14 protein-coding genes are annotated in these 20,152 nt (G+C 60.4%); 5 read left to right on the top strand and 9 right to left on the bottom strand.

Translation table 11 applies throughout. The features are described 5' to 3' along the window. Window positions 1-229 precede the first annotated feature (229 nt). The 5 genes from Enr13x_RS22895 to Enr13x_RS22875 form a co-directional block, all read right to left on the bottom strand. Complete coding sequence (locus Enr13x_RS22895; RefSeq protein WP_145389191.1) at window positions 230-3,484, bottom strand: hypothetical protein; 3,255 nt, start codon at window positions 3,482-3,484, stop codon at window positions 230-232. Continuing rightward, a complete protein-coding gene (locus tag Enr13x_RS22890) occupies window positions 3,481-4,011 on the bottom strand; it encodes a KdsC family phosphatase (protein ID WP_145389190.1) in 531 nt (176 codons plus the stop codon). Before Enr13x_RS22890 ends, Enr13x_RS22895 begins: the two co-directional genes overlap by 4 nt. 21 nt (window positions 4,012-4,032) lie before the next feature. Further along, complete coding sequence (locus tag Enr13x_RS22885) at window positions 4,033-5,079, bottom strand: KpsF/GutQ family sugar-phosphate isomerase (RefSeq protein ID WP_145389189.1); 1,047 nt, start codon at window positions 5,077-5,079, stop codon at window positions 4,033-4,035. 407 nt (window positions 5,080-5,486) lie between these two features. Further along, the gene (locus Enr13x_RS22880; RefSeq protein WP_145389188.1) at window positions 5,487-6,572 is read right to left on the bottom strand and encodes a redoxin domain-containing protein; all 1,086 of its coding nucleotides are present in this window, start codon (window positions 6,570-6,572) and stop codon (window positions 5,487-5,489) included. Between the two features lie 116 nt (window positions 6,573-6,688). After that, complete coding sequence (locus tag Enr13x_RS22875) at window positions 6,689-7,930, bottom strand: NAD(P)/FAD-dependent oxidoreductase (protein WP_145389187.1); 1,242 nt, start codon at window positions 7,928-7,930, stop codon at window positions 6,689-6,691. 400 nt (window positions 7,931-8,330) lie between these two features. Between Enr13x_RS22875 and radC the strand changes: the two genes are divergently transcribed. The 4 genes from radC to Enr13x_RS22855 all read left to right on the top strand — a co-directional run bounded on the left by radC (window position 8,331) and on the right by Enr13x_RS22855 (window position 13,701). Then, window positions 8,331-9,284 (top strand): RadC family protein, encoded by a 954-nt coding sequence (radC, locus tag Enr13x_RS22870; protein WP_145389186.1) that lies wholly within the window; start codon window positions 8,331-8,333, stop codon window positions 9,282-9,284. Between the two features lie 292 nt (window positions 9,285-9,576). Next, complete coding sequence (locus Enr13x_RS22865; protein WP_231743719.1) at window positions 9,577-11,325, top strand: alkaline phosphatase; 1,749 nt, start codon at window positions 9,577-9,579, stop codon at window positions 11,323-11,325. A gap of 97 nt (window positions 11,326-11,422) precedes the next feature. Further along, window positions 11,423-12,271, top strand: a complete 849-nt coding sequence (locus Enr13x_RS22860; RefSeq protein WP_197455295.1) for a suppressor of fused domain protein — start codon at window positions 11,423-11,425, stop codon at window positions 12,269-12,271. A 53-nt stretch (window positions 12,272-12,324) separates the two neighbouring features. Continuing rightward, entirely contained in the window at window positions 12,325-13,701 is a 1,377-nt protein-coding gene (locus tag Enr13x_RS22855) for a DUF1501 domain-containing protein (protein ID WP_145389185.1), read from the top strand. Between the two features lie 128 nt (window positions 13,702-13,829). Here Enr13x_RS22855 and Enr13x_RS22850 read toward each other — a convergent pair whose 3' ends face one another. The 4 genes from Enr13x_RS22850 to Enr13x_RS22835 all read right to left on the bottom strand — a co-directional run bounded on the left by Enr13x_RS22850 (window position 13,830) and on the right by Enr13x_RS22835 (window position 19,212). Then, the gene (locus Enr13x_RS22850; protein WP_145389184.1) at window positions 13,830-16,634 is read right to left on the bottom strand and encodes a c-type cytochrome domain-containing protein; all 2,805 of its coding nucleotides are present in this window, start codon (window positions 16,632-16,634) and stop codon (window positions 13,830-13,832) included. A 116-nt stretch (window positions 16,635-16,750) separates the two neighbouring features. Beyond that, window positions 16,751-17,071: a hypothetical protein gene (locus Enr13x_RS22845; protein WP_145389183.1), complete on the bottom strand. Its 321-nt coding sequence runs from the start codon at window positions 17,069-17,071 to the stop codon at window positions 16,751-16,753. A 160-nt stretch (window positions 17,072-17,231) separates the two neighbouring features. After that, window positions 17,232-18,128, bottom strand: coding sequence for an aminotransferase class IV (locus Enr13x_RS22840; RefSeq protein WP_145389182.1), 897 nt, complete (start codon window positions 18,126-18,128; stop codon window positions 17,232-17,234). Beyond that, complete coding sequence (locus Enr13x_RS22835) at window positions 18,103-19,212, bottom strand: alpha/beta hydrolase family protein (protein ID WP_197455294.1); 1,110 nt, start codon at window positions 19,210-19,212, stop codon at window positions 18,103-18,105. The genes Enr13x_RS22840 and Enr13x_RS22835 overlap by 26 nt, the downstream gene beginning before the upstream one ends. Window positions 19,213-19,399: 187 nt before the next feature. On the opposite strand from Enr13x_RS22835, the gene Enr13x_RS22830 reads away from it, so the two are divergent. Further along, the gene (locus Enr13x_RS22830; protein ID WP_145389180.1) at window positions 19,400-19,921 is read left to right on the top strand and encodes a hypothetical protein; all 522 of its coding nucleotides are present in this window, start codon (window positions 19,400-19,402) and stop codon (window positions 19,919-19,921) included. Window positions 19,922-20,152 lie beyond the last annotated feature (231 nt).

Below are 20,152 nucleotides of genomic sequence, written 5' to 3'. Positions count from 1 at the left end.
CGTAGTAACACGTTTGGGGCTTGCTGTTCCAGGCCAATCTCACCAGCCGCCAGGGTCTGTCCCCGGTGGGGATAGGACCTATAGGACGTAGGGGACCTATGTGTCATATCTGTCCCATTGGTCCTGTTTTCCCTTCAGGAGCCGTGGCCCTGCGTGGCGCGGTGGTTTTGCGTGGCGCGGTTTTGCTAAACAGCCGCTGCATCACGGTTGCACGCCCCGGGATGGCGGGTCAGTTCGGCAATGTCACGTTGTTGAACTGGGCGTCTTGCATGACCGTCTGGAACTCAAACGTCTTCAAGTTCAACAGCATCCTTGGCGAGTGAGTTTGAAAGCCCTTGCGACCGTCCGGCCAGGTTCGTCGCAGGAAGGCACTTTGGCCTTGGGTTCCCTGGGCGTTCAGCCAGGATTTTTTTGATTCATAAGACACCCGCGCCGCGGTGCCTTCGATCAAGCCGTGTTTCTCAGTGTTGGTTCGTACGACGACGCCGCCGTCGGCGATCATCTCCCATGGCGTCGGCATCCCGGGAATGCTTCGCAGGTCGGCGGGCGTTCCCGGCGAAACGCCAAATTTCAATTGCCGGCAATCCATCGTCATCTCGCCGACGGCCAAACGTTCCATTTGCGCCACATCGACGACTTCGTCCCACGACGACAATTTGCGAACGCCGGTGCGAACCCCGCCGGAAAACTCCAGCGTCTCGTGCTTCAGGTCGCCTTGCATCGCTTCGCGGAACGTCAAATGAACGCCTTGCAGCACCAAGCCGCCGAGATGGTCTGACTGGGCAGCCTCCGGAGCCAGGATCGAACTGTCCTGGTCCATCATCATCCAACCGCGATACCAGCCCGGCCCGGTGCCCAACAGTCGGCCGCCGTCGCCGGGCGAAAAATCCAACCGGGTGGCGGTGATCACGTGGACGGATTGTGTGGCCAAATCGGCCGCGCGCTGTTCCGCCCGGACAACGACCGCATGCTGATCGGTCTGGACAAGGCTGACACTGGATAGCTCCGCCGTCGCCATGGAAGCTTGGTCCATCAACTGCACCGGCTTGGCCAGCGTGATCTGCATTTCGCCGCCGTTGATTCGTGCCAGCCACGGATCGGCGCCGCTGACGAATTCCGAGTCGATTTGAACGCCTCCGGTCAGCAGCGCGGCTTGACCATCAAATTGCATGTTGCCGCCCCAACGGCAAAGCGGCGGCGACGTCCAATCGATGGACGAGACGGAAATCGGGTCACCGCTCGAGGTCGAGTCGGCCGCAAACGGACCGGCATTTTGCGACTCGGCGGGCAGTGGCGCTGCATCACGCGCGAGCATTTCGGCGGGCACCTTCATCTCGCCGGCACCGGTCACTTGGACGACATTTTCACTCGGCCAAACCTTGATCATCGGTCCGACAAAGTACCCGTCTCCCATTTGCAGTCGCGCCGGTGCGTCGGGGCCGCTGCCGAGTTGCAGATAGTCCTGTCCCGAACCTTGGGCGACGGCGCTGCGCTGCATCCGCATCGTTTGGCCTGACATTTGAATCGGCAGCATGGATGTGCCGACATTGATCTGGTGTTCAAGCCGCACGTCGCCGACCATGCTGACGTCTTTCGGTTGAACCCCGGCCGGCGTGATCAGCAATTCCGCACTGACGTGATCCCCGGACAGCTTGGGGCGTGGGCGAGCAACCGGGGCACGCAAGGGGCGAGAAGCGTCGGGCTGGCGGGGTGCGTCCGGCTGATTGACAAAACTGGCCAGTCCGCCGGGCGACGTCGCTGCCGGGCGGGCACCCTGCTGGCCGGGCGCCGGCAGGAGCGCACCGCTCGTCGTGGCTGCTGTCGTCCGTTTCCCATAATCGGCCGACGGCTTGAAAAACAGACTCAACCGGTTCATGTTGGCGAGCAATTCGTTGGAATCGATTGTGACCGACTCCAACGCATGAACGCTTTCCGGAAGCAAGGTCATGGCGCGTTTTGATTGCTCAGCCGGTTGGACGATCTGTCCGGCCGATGAAACTTGACCGTTCGATGAAGGGGCGTTGAAGGACTCGACGGGTTGTTCGACGTAATGTGGTTTCAAGATGCCTTCGACCGCGCCGGCTCGGGCGACGCCGCCGTCGGACAATCGGGCTTGAATGTCGCCATCGATCTGGAACCGCAACTTGCTCTGCTCACGTTTTTCTTTGACCGCCGCCACGGTGGCTTGCCCCGTCGGTTGCAGTTTGAAGCTGTCCGTCCAGCTGACCTCGCGTAGCATGATCCCGGCATCGTTGATGGAGACATGCCCTTGGCCGCGGACATCGACCACACCGATCGTTTCGGGCGTTTCGGGGTTGTATTGATAGGCGAAACGGGCGAGCTTGGCTTGCAGATTTCCGCGACGGATCACGACCTGATGGGCGTTCTCGGGCTCGGGAGCGGCATCGGCAATCAACAGCCCGCCGACGGCATCAAACTCAATTTCGTCTGCGGCAATTTGGAAGTCGTAGGAGGTCAGTCGGATCTGGGCGGGACGACCGGTGGCATGCACGCGGTCGATCCAATCGAGCGGACCGCGTCGGACGACCGAGCGATTGGCCGGATCACGCAGAATCAGATCCACGGTGTCGCAGGTGAACGTGTCGATGGCTTGCCCCCTCACCGTCCGTACCATCGTGATCGAATCCCGCAACGACAGCCGATCGAGGGCAAAGTCGTAGATCAGCCCATTTTTGCATTTGATCGAAATCTCGCCGTGATCGTCCGCCGCTTCCTTCGTTCCGATCCGTCGCGGTCGATTCGGGTCTTGGACGGATTCATTGAGCGGAATGCGCAGTTCTTCCAGGTAGACCAGATCCATGCGATCCAATAACGTCGAGGGGACTTCGGCCTTGGTCGCGGAAGTTGCCGAAGCGGCGAGATAAATGGTCAAATCGCTGCCGAGCAATTCGGCGCCGGCGATTTGCATGGCGATCCGCTCGGTCGTCCAAACTTTTTGGTTGTCGATCCGTACGTTTCGCGTTTGCACGGCCAGCGTTTCGCTGCGTTTGGTCGTGCCCCGGCGTTCGATTTCAACATCGCCGATCATGCGTCCCATTTTGATCGGCGGCGCGCTGCCTCCCATCATGTCCAGGGATTGGGCGAATTGGACCTCCGCGCCATCCTTGGCGGTCAACACGATCGGTGTTGCCGCGGCATCCTCAGAAAGGCCGCGTCCGACGACGATCGTCAACGGCTCCAGTTTCCACTGGTCTTCGGAAATCTGGCGCCAGTTCTCGAACAGCAAGGCACCGTTGCTGGTCAGCAACCGCTTGCAATCGCCCAGCTGCCACGCATCGGCGGGAAACAGGTCCGCGAGATCCTCCTTCAGATCGACGCGTTGGGTCGGCGGTCGCGGTTCCACGCGGGCGACGTCGGGAACCGTCAACAGCCGCTGTGCCGCGGCGCGATACACGCCGGCACAGATCAACAGCACGGTCAGTGCGATCAAATAGTTTCGAGCATTCCGGCTGATCCACGTCACGCTGATGCCTCCGCCGCAGACCAAAGACTCTTGGCGCGCAACAGTCGCTCGATCGTCTCGCGAACCGCGCCGTGTCCGCCGCTGCTGGAGAGCACCCAGTGGGCGACGTTTCGTACGTCGGCCGCGGCGTCGGCCGGAGCGACGGCAAGACCGACGCGCCGCATCACGGGGACGTCCGGCAGATCGTCACCGATGTAGCAAACCGACGACAGTTCGCAGCCCCATTCGGGAAGGATCTCCAACGCGCGTTGCAACTTGTCGCCGCTGCCTTGGCTGACATGGCTGATCCCGAGCTCCACGGCACGTCGCTCGACCATCGGGCTGTTTCGGGCGGTGATGATGCCAAACGGGAACCCGGCCTGCATCCAGAGTTTGATGCCCAACCCATCGCGAACATGAAACTGTTTGGTTTCCGCACCGGCCGAGTCATAGATGATCCGGCCATCGGTCATCACTCCATCGACATCCGACAGGATGCATTGAATCGGTTGGGCAACGGAGTGATCGCTGTCGGATGAAACTGGCATTCGAAACGGCTGGCCTAGGGATTAACCGTGAAATGGAATCGTCGACGGCGAGGTCGCGGGGTCGGAGGGGTGGCTGATTTCGCCCAGCGTGATCAAATCGGTGATGTCGACCATCCCAATCGGCTTGCGATCGGAATCCACGACCGGCAACTCGCTGATCCGAAGCTGGCTGAGCAGCGCGATCGCGTCGCTGAGTAGCGTTTGCGGTGCGACACAGTGCGGGTCGAGCGTCATCTTGGCTCGGATCGGACCATCCAACGCTTCTTCACAGCGTGATTCCAGCAACCGGGCGAGATCGCTGTCGGTGAAAATCCCGGTCAGCTGGCCGTCATCGTTGGTCAACATCACCGCGCCGCTGCGGCGTCCGGAAATCGAACACGAAACCATACACTGGCGAATCGAGACCGACTGATTGGCGACACGACAGCACGTCAGGGGACGCATCAATTGGCCGACGTTGGAAAGTTTTCGGCCGAGCGCGCCGCCGGGGTGAAACTTGGCGAAATCACGCGCGGAGAACTCGCGCAACTGGCTGGCCAACAACGCCACCGCGTCACCGACGGCCATCATCACCGTTGTGCTGCTGGTCGGGGCCAGCCCGTGCGGACAGGCCTCGGCGTGGCGTCCGTAGACGACCCTGCAGGTCGCCGCGGCGGCCAACGGATTGTCATCGTCGGCGGTAAACGAAATCAGCCCGGATCCCTGTTGCCGCAATTGGGATGCGATCCGCGTGATCTCTTCGCTGCGGCCGGAATTGGAGAACGCCCAGACCAAATCGTCGCTTTTGACGCGGCCAAAGTCTCCGTGGATGGCTTCGGTCGGGTGCAGAAAGTGGGCGGGGGTTCCCGTGCTGGCCAACGTGGCGACCAGCTTTTGGCCCACCAAACCGGCCTTGCCCACGCCCGTGACGACGACATTGCCGGAACATGCCGCCGTTAGTTCAGCCGCCGCGACCGAAGCGGGCCCGATGGTTTGGGCGGCCTGCGACAACGCAGTCGCCTCCCGGGAGATGATTTCACGAACCGACCGCAGTCGCTCCAGAAGCGTTTTGGGCACTTTCGACAGCACGTCCGAATCGTCAGAACTTGACGGGCCCGGAGTGCGATCTGACGGCAATGGTCGTGCAGCAGACACGTGGATCCTTCCCAAATGTGTGGTCTGAGCCGGTCTTCCCTACCCGGCCCGCCGGCAAACGCCCCTCCAGCGGCACGCTCGACGACAGCGGTCAATCCTACCCAAGATCCCCGAACCATGGAAAGGCCAGACTGGGGGGAGAAAGTCGGCAGTTGGCAGTCCTGAGTCCTGAGTCCTGAGTCCTGAGTCCTGAGTCCTGAGATACCCAAATACCCCGGACATTTTCCTGTCATCCATTTTCTTGTCTTCCCTCCCCATTCTTCCGGCAGCGTCCTACTCCCTTTCTCCTTGTCTCCTTGTCTCCGTGTCTCCGTGTCTCCGTGTCTCCTTCCTCTCCCCCATCACTCCGCGAGCAACTGCTCGATCGTCTCCCGCATTTGCTTCTCCCCCGGCGTCCCCTTCCAATTCATTTCCCCCTGCCACCAACGCCGCAAGAAACCTTGTTTGTCGATCAGATACACGGTCGGCCACATCGTGTTGGACCACTGTTTCCAATTGGCCGACTGGGCGTCCATCAACACCGGGTATTGGATCTGTTCGGTCTCGATGGCCGCGGCGACCCGCTCGGCCGATCGTTCGGCGGGGGTTTCCGGGGTTTGGATTCCGATCACCACCAACCCGTCGTCGGCATAGTCGGCATGCCAGCCGTTGTAGTGGGGCAGATTGCGTCGGCAGTTGATGCATTGGAACGCGTAGAAATGGACCGCGACGACCTTGCCTTTCAGATCATTGAGTGTTCCCGGATCGCCCTGCAACCAACTTGCCCCTTCGCGGGTCAACTCCGGTGCCGCGGGATACATGCGTTTGACGGCGGAAAAATCGAACGACGGACCGGTCAACGCACTGAGCGTGCGTTTTTGCTGGTTCGTCAACGCATCGACAACCGCTTGCTTCTCGTCCGCTTTCGCCTGGTTGATTTGCTTGGCAGCGGCGGCATTGTCCGCTTGCTGATCCTGCACTTGTTGCTGAACCGCTGTGACAACGCGATCGGTCTCTGCGAAGACTTCATACAGTGATTCTCGTTTCGCCGGCGACACCCCCAGCGCCGCAGCGGTTTTGTCGCGGACGATCATCCGGGTGCCGAGGGCCTGGTTGTGCAACTGATCCAGACGCTCCATCTGTTTTTGATCCAGAATTTTGGCCAAGGCATCGGTCAGTTGGTCGGTCAAGCGACTGATCGTTTCGATTCGTTCCGCGACGGGACGGATTCGGACGCGAAACCAAGGCCCGTCGATTGGCGCCAGCGCGTCATGAATCTGGCGGATCTGATCGTCGGACAGGTTCAATTCCCGATGCACTGCATCGTCGCGGATCATTTGCAGCAACACCGGTTGGGTTTCCGGCGGTGCGGCCTGGGCAAGCAAAACCGATGCGTTGACGGCCGTCGCGGACAGGATCGCGACAACCAAGAGTGATCTGTAGAACATAGCTGGACGTAGTCTGCGGGGCCGAGGGAGTCTGCCGGGACGAGGGACGCAACGACCAGAATATGTCCGTCGGGCGGAGGCGTCCGCCCGACGAGAGCTCCTCTGGCAGCCATGCGCTACGACGCCATCGCCACCTTGGCCTGCTGGATCGATTTTTCCATGTCGTCGAACATCTTTTCGGCGCCCTCTTTGAAAATTCGTCCGATCAGCAAATCGGTCAACGTGCCGCGATGCTCGGGATGTTCTTTCATGAAGTGGCCGATGCTGAATTCTTTGGTATAGAACGCATGGACCAGCTTTCGCACCCACATCGCCCCTTGTTTGAATTCGTCGGCCCAAGCGGCCAGCCGTTCTCCGGACACGTCGTTTTCCCGGATGCCTTGTACGACGGCATCACCGGCTCGCACGCCCATGTCCAGTGCAAAGTAAACACCGGAGGAATAGACCGGGTCGATGAACCCGAAGGCGTCGCCGACCAACACCCAGCCATCGCCGGCGTGTTGCTTGGTCATGTAAGAAAACTCTTTGGCGGTTCGCAATCCGCCCAGTCGGGTCGCCGGTTCCAAGCGCGGTTTCAGTCCCGGGCACCGCTCCAATTCCTCCGCAAAGACCTGTTCCTGAGTCCCTCGGCCTTTAAGCAAAAAGTCGTTGTCGGCGACGCAACCGATGCTGGTGATGCCGCGGGACAGCGGGATGAACCAAAACCAAGCGTTTTTGGATTCGGTTTGCAGAATGATCGTCGCCCCTTCGTTGTCGCCGTCGCCCCGCACGGCGTCACGGTAGTAGCCCCAGATTGCGGCTTTCTTCAGGTCGGGATTGACCTCTTTCAATCCCAGCTTGTTGGCGAGGAAGGATTGTTGGCCGGTCGCATCGATGACGACCTTGCAATCGATCTGCTTGGATTGGCCCGATTGATCTTTGACGACGACGCCGATCGCCTTGCCGGCATCATCAAAACGCACATCGGCCAAGCGGGTCTCGTCGTAGCAGTCGGCACCCAACTCCGCCGCTCGATCAAACAACATCTTGTCGAATTCACTTCGTTCGACCTGCCACGTGTCGCTGCACTCGCGCTGGTCGTGCTCGCGAAAGAAAAACGGTGCCGATTCATTGCCGCGGTGGGAGACGAATTGCACACTTTTTTTGACCTGCCATCCGGCCGCTCGAATCCGATCGGTCAGCCCCAATCGTTGGAGTGGCCAGAACGTTTCCGGCATCAGCGACTCGCCGACGTGAAACCGGGGAACACGCTCCCGCTCGATCAACAGTGTTTCAAGACCGGCTTCGGCGGTGATGGAAGCCGCCGAGCCTCCGGCAGGCCCTGCACCAATGACAACACAATCGTAGGCAGACTTCATCTTCGGTTTTGTTCGTTCGTCTGGAAGAAATGGGGCGGGATGACAACAACACGCTCGGCTTGATCGAGCCGATCGAGTGTTTGCCGTTGGAACAACGCAGCGTGGTTGGATCGACAACGTTCTGCGTCCCAGTTTAGCAACTCGGACAGTGGCGGTCGCGTCCATGACGCGCGATCGCACGGTTCACCAGAGTGTGGAAATCAGAAGGGACCCGCCTTCTGGCGACCGGCACGGCGATTGATCGGGCCGCCGGCAATCCCATCCGATGTTCGCCGTGCGACGCCGCAGTCGATCATGCGTCCCCGCAGATGGGACCGGGCACCCCACGGACGGTTCCAGGTTCGTTACGATCTGCGTAACAATTAGACGTCATCACGCAGGGAATCAGCGGGATCCGGCCATGGGGCAGCAAAAGAAGCGGAAAGAAAAACTTCTGCAACTCTTCAAGACACTCTCACCCATCAGTGCATTTTCCAAACAACAGGCGCGGGAGCGGTGTGCCGACCTGACGCCGCAGTTCGTCTCGTTGGCGCTCAAAGATCTGGTCCGCGAAGGGATTTTGGACCGCTATGAATCGTCCGATCAAGAGACCTATGCCTGGCGGAACGCCCAGATCCGCGTCGATCCGTCGCATTGGATCGAACGACAAGTCAGCGGCAACCAGGTCACGGCGCAGCCGGAACAGGAGCGACCGCGGGAGCGATTGCTGTCGTCCGGCGCCGAGACGCTCAGCGATGCCGACCTGTTAGCGATCTTGATCCGGGTGGGCGTGAAAGGCGAATCGGCGATCGAAGCCGGGAAGCGGTTGTCCAAGACGTTTTCCGACAAGCTGTCCGATCTGCGACGCAGCGGCAAAGACGAATTGCGAAACATCAGCCCGGCGATCACGGTGACCAGCTACGCGGCGATCATGGCCGGCATCGAACTGGGACGTCGCGTCGCGCGGCACGAACAGCTGCACCGCCGGGCCCACGGCCCGATCACCAGCACCAGCGCGGCGGTGGAGTTTTGTGACGACGCCTTCAGCGGGCTGGCGATCAGCGGGGTCCAAGAGGAATTCCATATCGTCACGTTGAGCACCAAACACCTGCCGATCAACACCCATCTGATCACCCGCGGCACGTTGGACGCGAGTCTGGTGCATCCTCGCGAAGTCTTTCGGCCGGCCATCCGCGATTCCGCATCGGCCGTCATCCTGGTGCACAACCATCCCTCAGGGGATGCGACACCGAGCCGCGAGGATCATCAAGTCACCGATCGGATGACCGAAGTCGGACAGCTGTTGGGGATCACGGTGTTGGACCATATCGTGGTCGCGTCGGAGGGGTCGGTCAGCATTCGAGAATTGGCGTGAGCCCCACTCGGAGAACGGCTCGGCAACGACTATTCTGACCGCCCTCCAATGACAACGCGTCACGGCGGTCTGTCGATCCCTTCCGATCACACCTGAAAGGTGCCGCGAAGGTGCCGCTGCACGCTAGCGCAAGGGGTGAATCCTAGCGGAAAGGACACACCGTGCCCGGTGACTCGCTGTGGCTGGTGGGCTCGCGCCCATCGGCTGAATCAATCCATCGGCCCCCTGCACTTGGTGGTGCTTGCGGGCAAGATCGTCCCCGACCTCGAACATTCATCCAATCTTCACAAATATGAATCCTCGCCAAGTAGACGCTGATCGGCGTTTCTTTCCTGCCCCGGGACTGGTGATGGCCTCGTTGGCGGCACTCGTCTCGCTGGCGTGTCCTGCATCAGCCGCGAAGCCGGTGCCTGTGGCCCCGGCGAAGTCCGAGGCGGCGAAGTCAGAGGGCCAAACGCATGACAAGGGCGATCCGATGCGTTGGCTGCAGCAGCAATCGGTTGACACACAGTCCCCCGTCTACGGCCATTGGGGATTGGACGCGACCAAGTACAGCAGTTGGAACGAGCACAGCAACCGCTTGGTACCGGTTTACACCTTCGGTCTGACGCTTTCGGACTGGCGTGATCGGGGCAGTTTGTACGCCGACGCCGAGCGGTTGAAAACGCTGGAGCGGTCTTCGGAGACCAGTTCGATCAATCCCACCGCGATGTACTTTGACCAGACCGACGTGTGTCAATTGCAGCGAGCGGCCGTCGACGCCGGTTACAGCAATATCATCTTGTTGGTGTTGGACGGGATGGACTGGCAAACCGCGCGGGCCGCGGCCATCTACAAAACCGGACGCATCGCTTTTGAATCCGGTCGCGGCACCGGACTGGCATTTCAAGACGACCGACGCACGCAAACGGACTTCGGATTGCTATCGACCAGCGCGGCCGCCGGAAGCGCGAAGACCGACGTCGACGCGCAACGGGTGCTCAGCGTCAGCGAGCAGTCGTCGTTCGGGTACGACGTTCGATTAGGCGGCCGAACGCCATGGAATGAGCGGAACGGTAGCGGATACTTGATCGGCGCAGATCTGTCGCGTCCGCATACCGTGACCGACTCCGCCGCATCGGGGACCGGCCTGTGCAGCGGCATCAAGACGTACAACGGTTCGATCAACGTCGCGCTCGATGGGACGCAAGCCGTCCCCCTGGCGCGTGAATTGCAACGCGACCAGGACTTCATGGTCGGCGTGGTGACCAATGTTCCCGTCAGCCACGCGACGCCGGCAGCGGCCTACGCGAACAACGTTTCACGCAAAGACTACCAAGACCTTGCCCGCGACCTGATCGGTTTGCCATCGGCCGCCCATCGCAACGATCCGCTACCCGGCATCGATGTGCTGTTGGGCGCGGGCTGGGGCGAGCACAAAGACGAAGACGAGCTGCAAGGCAGCAACTTTGCCACGGGCAACCGGTACTTGCATGAAGACGACTTGCGCGCTGTCGATCTGCGAAACGGTGGCCGGTACCGAGTCGTCCAACGCGCGGCGGGCAAATCGGGCCGCCAATCGCTGCGTCGTGCCGCGCAAGCCGCCGCCGACAACCAAGAGCGACTGCTCGGATTGTTTGGGACCAAAGGCGGTCACCTGCCATACGCGACCGCCGACGGCGGCTACAACCCGGCGGCGGACGTCTGGGACGCGGAGATCTATTCCGCCGCCGACATCGACGAGAACCCGACGCTCGCCGAGATGACCGAAGCGGCGCTGCTGGTTTTGGAACAGTCGATCGACGGGTTTTGGTTGATGATCGAAGTCGGCGATGTGGATTGGGCCAATCATGCCAATAACCTGGACAACAGCATCGGCGCGGTATTCAGCGGCGAAGCGGCGTTTGTCAAAGTGATGGACTGGGTCGACGAGAACAACGCCTGGGACCACACCGCGGTCATCGTCACCGCCGACCACGGTCACTATCTGGTTCTGGATCACCCCGAAGTCATCGCCGCGGCGGGACGAGGCAAAACGGCAAAGGAATTGGCAGAAAAATAGGCGCCGCAAAGATGCATCGGGAATGTCGCCACGGAACAACTGTTAGACTGTTGCGTTGATTGAATCTGTGCGACGCAACCCTGAACGGTGAACCCAGGTGGACGTAGAATTCCGGTGCCCGAAATGCGCCAAACGCTATAAAACCGATGAAACCCATTCGGGCAAGAAAACCCGATGCAGCGGTTGTGGCGAAACGATCGAGGTCCCTTTTCCCCCGCTGGAAATCCCCGACGAGGTGACCGACGGCGGCAGCACGGTTTATCGCCATGAAGCCAGATCGCGCGAGTTTGAATTGGCGATCGGCGACAGCGAGAACATCGAACGTGTCGAAGCCCATATCGCCAAACACCTCGGCGAGGTCGACAGCGTCTGGCATGAGCTTGTTTCGGATCTGGTGCACATCGACGTGCACTGGGTCAAACCCTCCGCGGAGCGTCCCTTCCACACCCTGATCACCACCGGAATGAGCGATCGACCGATGTCGCCACCGGAGGGTGCCGAAGAATTGGCGTACGCCGAGTTGATGCTCTGCTTGCCGCCGGAATGGAAACTGGACGAACAATCGTTGCAGGACACGGCCAACTATTGGCCGATCCAGTGGCTGAAGTTCTTGGCCCGATTTCCGCACGAATATGAAACCTGGCTGTTTGATGGTCACACGATCCCCAACGGTGACCCCGCCGATTCGCTTGACCCCAGCACCGATTTTATCGGTTGGTTGCTGACGTTCCCATCGACGACCGGCGAAGAGTTCATTCGGCTGAAGATCTCGGACGAAAAATCCATCTACTTTCTCGCCGCGATCCCGTTGCTGCAGAACGAAATGGATTTCAAACTAAAATACGGTACCGAACGCTTGCTGGAACGTTTTGACAAGGCTGGTTACAACGAAGTCTTGAACGTGAATCGCAAAGACGTCTCGAAGAAACGCTTTTGGTTGTTTTGACCCCGCCCTGCCTCGCCCCACCCCAACCCGCCCCGCCCCGCGACACCGACACGATGCTGACACGACGACAACTGCTGGCAAGCTGCGGCACCGGCCTGGGATCTTTGGCGCTCTCGGATCTGCTCGCCCGAGATGCTTCGGCGAGCGGATTGCATTTTCCGGCCAAAGCCAAACACGTCATTCATTTGTTCATGAATGGTGGCCCCAGCCAAGTCGATACGTTCGACTACAAACCCCAACTGAACCAGTTCGCCGGCAAGACCGCGCCGACCGGGACACTGAAAACGGAACGCCCCACCGGCAATGTTCTGGGCACACCGTTCCAGTTCAAACCGTATGGACAGTCGGGAATCCACGTCAGCGAGTTGTTCGCCAAGACGGCCGAGCACATCGACGACATCTGCTTGATCCATTCGATGCACGCCGATGTCCCCAATCACGAACCGTCACTGATGCTGATGAACACGGGTGAATCGCGTTTGGTTCGCCCCAGCGTCGGATCTTGGCTGACCTATGGGCTGGGCAGCGAAAACAGCAACCTGCCGTCGTTTGTGACCATGTGCCCGGGCGGCTATCCGATCAAGGAATCACAGAACTGGCAAAACGCGTTTCTGCCAGGCAAGTACCAGGCGACCTATGTCGACACCAGCCACCGTCAAGTCGATCGGTTGCTGGAGAACATTCGCAGCGAATTGGTGGCGTCGACGGATCAACGTCAACAATTGGATCTGTTGGCCAACCTGAACCGGCAACATGCCGCGGCCCGACGCCATGACGAACGCTTGCAGTCGCGGATCGAGTCGTTCGAATTGGCCTATCGGATGCAAAGCGAAGCGGCCGACGCGTTCGACATCACGCGCGAACCACAATCGGTCCGGGACGAATACGGCGACGGCGACTTTGCCCGCCAGACCCTGATCGCGCGACGGTTGGTCGAACGCGGCGTTCGCTACGTGCAGCTCTACACCGGCGCGGGACAACCCTGGGACAATCACGACGACTTGGAAAAGCAGCACCGCAAACTGGCCCAGCAGGTCGACCAGCCGATCGCCGCCCTGTTGGCGGACCTCAAACGCACCGGGCTGCTCGACGAAACGATCGTGATCTGGGGAGGTGAATTCGGCCGCACCCCCGTCGTCGAGATGCCTCGCAAGGGCACCAACCAAGGCAAAATGAACGGCCGCGATCACAACCACTACGGCTTTACCGTGTGGATGGCCGGTGGCGGCGTCAAAGGCGGCCAAACCGTCGGCGCGACCGACGAGATCGGATTCCAGGCGGTCGAAAATCGCGTCCATGTCCACGACCTCCACGCGACTCTGTTGCGATTGATGGGGCTGGACCACAAACGATTGACCTACCGCTATGCCGGACGCGATTTCCGTCTGACCGATGTCCACGGACGCGTCGTGGACGAGGTGCTGGCGTAGGACGGTCGTGGGATAGGTCGTAGGTCACGCTGTGCGTGACAGCGGACGCACGTAGGTCACGCTGTGCGTGACGGCGGACGGTCGTGACGTTGGCATGCTCAGCATGCCCTACCGAACTACGGCGTCCACTACGGCAGCACTTCCACGGTGATCGGGTGCGAGGCCAGGCCGCCGTCGACGCCGGCGGTCAGAAAGAACGACCGCTTGCCGGGGACGGCGGTCGGATCGGCGGTCACGAAAAACTCTCGCTGCGACGCGCCGGCAAGGATCAACAATCCGTTCAGTCCGATGTTGTCGACGTAGACGCCTTGGCTGGCGTTGCGACCGGATTGCTCTTTGCCGAACGAAACTTCGTTCTGAAACCCTTCGCGACGCTGAACCGACACGCGTGCCGAAACCGTTTCGCCCCGCCGCACTCGCAGCGTCCAGTTTTCGTGGGCGGCGATCTCGGCATCGACCGGTTTCAGGATCGGGATGACCTGTGCCGGACTGGGATCGAATTTTAATTTCCCCGGCGATCCCGCCCGCCGCTCGACGCGCGTCCCGTTGATCAGCGCCGATGCGGTCAGCGTCGGTTCGATCTCGCCCTCCCAGCCCTTCTCGTTGGGATCCGCCCAAATCACAGCGGTTGCGGATCGTTGACCGGCTTCGATCGTGAGGGGGAAATTGCTGACCAACCGATCCGGCAGCCCGTTGATCTCGAGTGTCACGGCGCCGTCGAATCCGTCCAGCCGATCGATCTGGACTTGAAATTCGCGTCCGGTGGCCGGATGCAGCGGTTTGCTGATCGGTTTGGTCGTCGGCCGGAACCCCGGTCGTGCCGGGCGGATGGCCAACCGATACCCGTACGCCGGACCGCCTTCGCCGCGTGTGTCACCGATGCGAACGGTGTACAGTCCATCGGCCGGTGCGGTGAACAACAACCGACTGTTCTTGCCCGCCAGCCGCCGCGGATCGTCGTCGTTTTCATAGAACACATCAAACACGGGCAATCCGTTGGCCAACGGTTCGCCGCCGGGCGGCAATGGTCGAACGATGTAGGCCGGTTCGCCGAGCGCATGGGTCGTCCCGCTGGTACCGAAATACGTCCAACGATTCCCTTGACCGGGATACACATTGAATCCCGAATCGGGACCGCGCGGATGCATCTGCAAACGCGTCACTTCGCCGGCCGCGTACAGGTAGTCGTTCAGCTGCATTTCTTCCCAGTTGAACACGCGAAAGTCGCCGATCTGATTGCTGTCTTTCCCGCGAAAGGTGAAGTACGAATCACGAACGGCTTGCAGACGGACTCTCAGAACGGGCTCGCCAGCGGCGCTGAGCACCGTCACGATCGGGTCGAGTCGGCTGTCCGTTGCAGCGTCGGCATCGATCGCCCAGACTTCACCCTTGCGTGCCTGCCAACGAAACAGGTCCACTTCACCGGCCCGGCCGATCTGCCCCTTGATCGACACGTGACGATCGACGTCCAGGATGGCGGCGGCGGAATCCGGTGAGCCGCCGGGTTGCGTCATCGCTTGACGCAAGGTTGATTCGTCCAGCGAAATCGGTTCCCCCAAATCCATCCAGACCGGCCGCAGTTCGTTTTCGGGGCGACTCGTGCTCGACGATTCGATCGGCGGCAAGGGGCGGGAGACGACTTGTCCGTTCATCATCGAAATCATCACGTGTCGACTGTCCGGCGTGATGAACAGATCCGTGCCCGATTCCGGCAGAGACTCCAGCGACGCCAGCGGTTGCCAATCGACCCGGCGGACCCGTTTGACGCTGCCGGATTCCGAGATCGCGACGAGCGATTGGTCGTCTGGGGCGATGGCGAAATTGACGATCGGCGTCTCGTCCATGAACCGCGTGGCCACCAACGGGTTGATTCGCGGCGTGCGGATTGATCGCAATCGCCAGGCGCGAAGTCGGTTGTCGGCACTGACCGCCACAATGTGTCTTCCATCATGCGTGATCGCGACGGCAAACACCTCGCCTTCGGGTTGGCTGAGCGTGTCCAGCCGGATACCTTGCTCGACGTTCCAGACCTTGACCGTCTCGTCGGCACACGCGCTGACCAGCACCGTTCCATCGGGCGAGAACGCCAAGTCAAAGATCGCGCCGTTGTGTCCGGTCAAGCGACGAACCACGTCGCCCGATTCGGCATCCCACAACACGATCGTTCGGTCATAGCCCGCGGTCGCCACCAGCGCACCATCGGGCGAAAACACGGCGGCGTACAACGTGTCTTGGTGCCCGACGAATTCTCGAATCAAGGCTCCCGATTCGGTGTCGTAGATCGCCGCACGACCGTACGCCCCGGTCAGACCCGAAGCGGCCAACACATGCGTCGCATCCGAAGAAAACGTTAACGAGTTGATCTTTCCAAGGTCCTCATCCGAGATTTCCGTTTTCTCATTCGTCTCCGAATCCCGCGAGGCATGCTCGATTTCGATTCGTCCATAGGAAGCGCGCGCGGTAACCCGTCCGTCAGCTGAACGGGCGATCGCGGTGATCGGAGCGACGACGCCGGGAGACGGCTTGATCGAGGGCGTCCGCAGTTCGCGTTTGACCGGCATCTCGCCTTGTGGTCCGGCGGCGCCCTGTTCGATCCATCGCGCGAGGATTTCCAGTTCACGTTCGTCGGGGCCGGCGGCATCGTCGGGCGGCATCACCGGTTCGACTTCGCCACGGACCATCATCAGCAATCGGCTGCTGGCCGGCACGCCCGGCGTGACGGCGACTCCGGTTTCGCCCCCCTTGGCCAACCCGGCATAGTGCTCCAGCACGAGTCCACCCTGCGGATCATCGGCGGTGTGACAGCCGACGCAGTAGGTTTCCAAGATGGGATAGACGTCACGGACGAACTCAACGCGATCGGCTGCGGTCCCGCGGGCCGGAAATGAGACGATCCAGGCGACGAACCCGACGAACAACAGACGCAAAACCATTTGATCTTCTGGCTAGTTTGAGGTGTCACGGAAACCAAGTGGCCATTGTAACCATGTTGGCCCCACCAGCAGTTCTCACGCATTCATTTCGCCAGAATGATTTCGCCCGAATGCCTTCAACTTGGTCCCTGATCCAAGATATAAAGAAGGGACTGGAAATCGGTCTCGTCGGCCATCCGCAGCAGGGTGCCCATCCCGGGACCGATCGGTGTGCCGATGGCGTTCAACGGGGTTTCGAGCGATTGAAAGACCGAGACGTTGTAACGATCGTCGTACAGCCAATAGTCGAGCGACGCAATTCCGTCGTTCTTCACCGTCAGTTGCTGCTCCCCGCTAAACACGGCAGCGGATGCGTTGGATGCCGAGCCGACGATGAGTCCGACGGCAATGATCAGGCCCAAAATTCCGTTTGTCAATCGATTTCGCTTGCTGTGCATGGTGTTTTGCTCCGAATGGCTTGCCAGCGGTCTGGCGAAAACAAGTGGCGTCCGACACGATGTTTGACGCGTTCGGGAATGACTAACCGGCGGGAGCAGATTTCCTGCGCACGATTTCAGAAAAATTCGGCGTTGCCAGATCGAGACCGCTGAATCCAGCTCAGCGGTTCGCCACGTAGGCGTCGAAACCAGACCGCAATGCTTGATAGACAGGTCCGGGCGGCCGCTGGGGGGATCCGTCGATCGAGTTGGCAAACCAGATGCCACAACTGGTGCCGGTCAACAGGACTTCGTCAGCGGCCCGCAATTCATCGGGATCGATGCGTCGCTCCAGCCAGGACACCCCCAACGTGTCGGCCAGATGACGCACGACTTGCAGCGAAACGCCCTGCAAGACTTGATCGCGCGCTGGCGAAATCAGCCCGCCACCTTGGACGATCAACAAGTTGGCGAGGCTGGTTTCGGTGACCGTGCCATCAGAATCCAGTAAGACGCCGAGTGCTTGGGGATCCAATCGACGTGCCTGCCGATCGGCCAGGTAGTAGTGCAATCGACAGCGCACCTTGATGTTGCGTGACCAACAGGCACTCGGCGGCTGCTGGACCGACGTGACGACCAGGGGGCTGCCCGATCGTGTTCGCCGCTGCACCAATGCCGAGTCGATCGGGTACAGATCGATCACCAGGGTCGGTGCATCGGTCGTTCCGGGTGACGCGAACCACAAGACGCCGAATTCTTTTTGCGTCTTGAACCATGACCCGTTCCGCTGAATGACTTCGTCAATCAATTGCGACAGCGATTGGCGGGAAGGGAGACCGGAGATTGCCAAGGCCTCGGTGGTCCGTTGCCAACGATCCAAGTGCCGGTCGAGTTCAAATAAACGCCCGTTGTAGCATCGGATGCGTTCGACGGCCGTCACCGCTTGAGTGACCGCGGGGTCTCGTGAGGACAAACAGAGGTCATCACCATTGATCCACGATCCGTTGTGGTACGCCAGACGTGCAGGGTCTGGCTCGATCGGACGTGGGGAATCAGAAACTGATTTGTCGGATGCCATTGATCAGCCTCGCCATATCGACTCCGGCGTTGCAACCGCCTTGATAGTAGTCCAGTTCCGAGTGGCGGAGTTTGACGATCGAGGCGCAATCGCGCGAGCGAACGGGCAGTCGCGTGCCGTCGACGCGTGAGGCAAAAACGGTCGGCCCGCTGTACCCCAGCGCCGTGTCGCGGCGAATCTTTTCCAACAACCAATAGCGTTTCAGCACCACGTCACGTCGGTTGTAGAGCAACACCAGTTCGTCCATGTTTTTGGTCGCACAGCGATGGTAACCATTGCCGCCAAGCCATTTCGACTCGATCGCGGGCGCCACCAAACCGACGCGAACGTTTGCACCCGTCAACGCAGGCTCGGGCAATTGTCGCCCCGAAAGTGTTCCCCCGGCCAGGGCGTGAAGTGCCCCGGTGGTCACCCGCGCCCCGAAGCTGTATCCGATCATTGCCATTGGAACACAGGCCTGGACGTGCTGGCGCAAAAACGAAGCCAAGTAGAGCCCTTGTGCATCACAGCGGTCTGCCTTGAGTCGAAAATCTTGGACGCCGATCAATTCCTTTTCACTCGGCCAACTGTAGATCATCCAATCAATCGGACCGCGTGCGCCACGCATTCGGATCCGGTTTCGAATCATGGCCGATCGGCTGACGACTTCGCGCACCGGCATTCGGTTGCCGTGGACATAGAAAACGACGGGACGATCGGGGGAGAGCGAGGCCAGGTAGTCGTTCTGGTTGATCTCGCAGGTCGATCCACAATCGATTCGCCACATCCGAAAGGGAATTTCGACCAACGGGGCGCGACAGGCATCCGCGGTGAGGTGACGGGTCGAAATCAGGAAGACTCGATCGGAATCACAAACGCAACATTCGCTTGAGGCCAAAAAGTCGGCCACCGCCGCTTCCTCGTGATCACCGTGCGCCGCGATCAGGGGCAAGGGATCCGATTCATTCGGCTCGGGCGAGTCGATCGTGTGTTCGACGACATCGGCGATCGCTTCGTGGTCGGTTGCCGCGACATGATCATCCATGCACACAACGGGCATCGCGACGCAGACGAGCAACACGAAGATTCGGATTGACGGGAACATCCGCATCATATGGCTTGAGGTGGGATCAAAGGCGGGTGGGTGAGAACTAGCGTCTTACCGGACGCAACAAATTGTTGCTGAAAAAAAACGATGTTGCGTTTGCACATCATTCAGAGCGTCCTAGTTTTGTGTGGTTCTCGATCCGAGACCAACGAATACGCTCCCTGTGCAAATCGCGGAATCTCCAATGAACAATCGTATTATTCTAGTCGCAATGACTGTCGCCGTCGTAACGACGACTTCGGGCTGCACGCCGTTCCGAAACTTCTTTTTCGGTCGCGGGGCAAACTGCGGCTTGTGCACGCGATTGTCCACTCCGCTCCGCAGGCAAGCTCCGCTGGCAGCGGCCCAACCGACCTGCAACCAACCCCTGGCGGCTCAACCCCGTTACACCCCGCCGGCGGCCGGTTACGGATGCAATCCGGATCCCTGCGCGACCGGCTATGCCCCGGCGGCCCGAACGATGAGCGCCTACCCGGCGGATCCCTATTGCTGCCCCCCCGGCTACGGTGCGGCCCAGGGTGGAATCGTCAACGGCCAGGGCTACATTCAACCGTACAGCGGCGCTTGGCAACCCCGCCCGACCGACAGCCAAGGCTACCGGGCAAACTACTGGGGATATCCCGATGTCGGCTACCGAGTCGACGCCGATGGCGATCGAATCATCTATGAGGAACCGCTACCGGACGGAGCCCGAGCGGTCAACTGAACCGGTATTCAACTGATCCAGCCATCAAATCGACCAACGACCAACGCACGAGACGCAAGCGGGTGGGACAGGCACGGGGATCCCCACACGTTTGCGTTTCGTGCATTTTATCGTTCAGACTACTCTTAGGAACTTCGGAACAACAAGTGACGGGAATAGATTGTGGGATCGGCTTCCAGCCTGTCGTTTTCGCCATGACAGGCTGGAAGCCTATCCCACTGATTGTTCCGA

The sequence above is a fragment of the Stieleria neptunia genome (assembly GCF_007754155.1).
Classification (GTDB): Bacteria; Planctomycetota; Planctomycetia; order Pirellulales; family Pirellulaceae; genus Stieleria; species Stieleria neptunia.
Note: the sequence above shows the minus strand (reverse complement) of the source record. Positions and strands in the feature narration are given on the sequence as shown.

Excerpts from the sequence above, each read along its gene's own strand:
- Enr13x_RS22830 (WP_145389180.1), top strand. The coding sequence starts at position 19,400 with ATGAACAATCGTATTATTCTAGTCGCAATGACTGTCGCCGTCGTAACG.
- Enr13x_RS22845 (WP_145389183.1), bottom strand. The coding sequence starts at position 17,071 with ATGCACAGCAAGCGAAATCGATTGACAAACGGAATTTTGGGCCTGATC.
- Enr13x_RS22840 (WP_145389182.1), bottom strand. The coding sequence starts at position 18,128 with ATGGCATCCGACAAATCAGTTTCTGATTCCCCACGTCCGATCGAGCCA.
- Enr13x_RS22890 (WP_145389190.1), bottom strand. The coding sequence starts at position 4,011 with ATGCCAGTTTCATCCGACAGCGATCACTCCGTTGCCCAACCGATTCAA.
- radC (WP_145389186.1), top strand. The coding sequence starts at position 8,331 with ATGGGGCAGCAAAAGAAGCGGAAAGAAAAACTTCTGCAACTCTTCAAG.
- Enr13x_RS22855 (WP_145389185.1), top strand. The coding sequence starts at position 12,325 with ATGCTGACACGACGACAACTGCTGGCAAGCTGCGGCACCGGCCTGGGA.
- Enr13x_RS22835 (WP_197455294.1), bottom strand. The coding sequence starts at position 19,212 with ATGTTCCCGTCAATCCGAATCTTCGTGTTGCTCGTCTGCGTCGCGATG.
- Enr13x_RS22865 (WP_231743719.1), top strand. The coding sequence starts at position 9,577 with ATGAATCCTCGCCAAGTAGACGCTGATCGGCGTTTCTTTCCTGCCCCG.
- Enr13x_RS22850 (WP_145389184.1), bottom strand. The coding sequence starts at position 16,634 with ATGGTTTTGCGTCTGTTGTTCGTCGGGTTCGTCGCCTGGATCGTCTCA.
- Enr13x_RS22880 (WP_145389188.1), bottom strand. The coding sequence starts at position 6,572 with ATGTTCTACAGATCACTCTTGGTTGTCGCGATCCTGTCCGCGACGGCC.
- Enr13x_RS22875 (WP_145389187.1), bottom strand. The coding sequence starts at position 7,930 with ATGAAGTCTGCCTACGATTGTGTTGTCATTGGTGCAGGGCCTGCCGGA.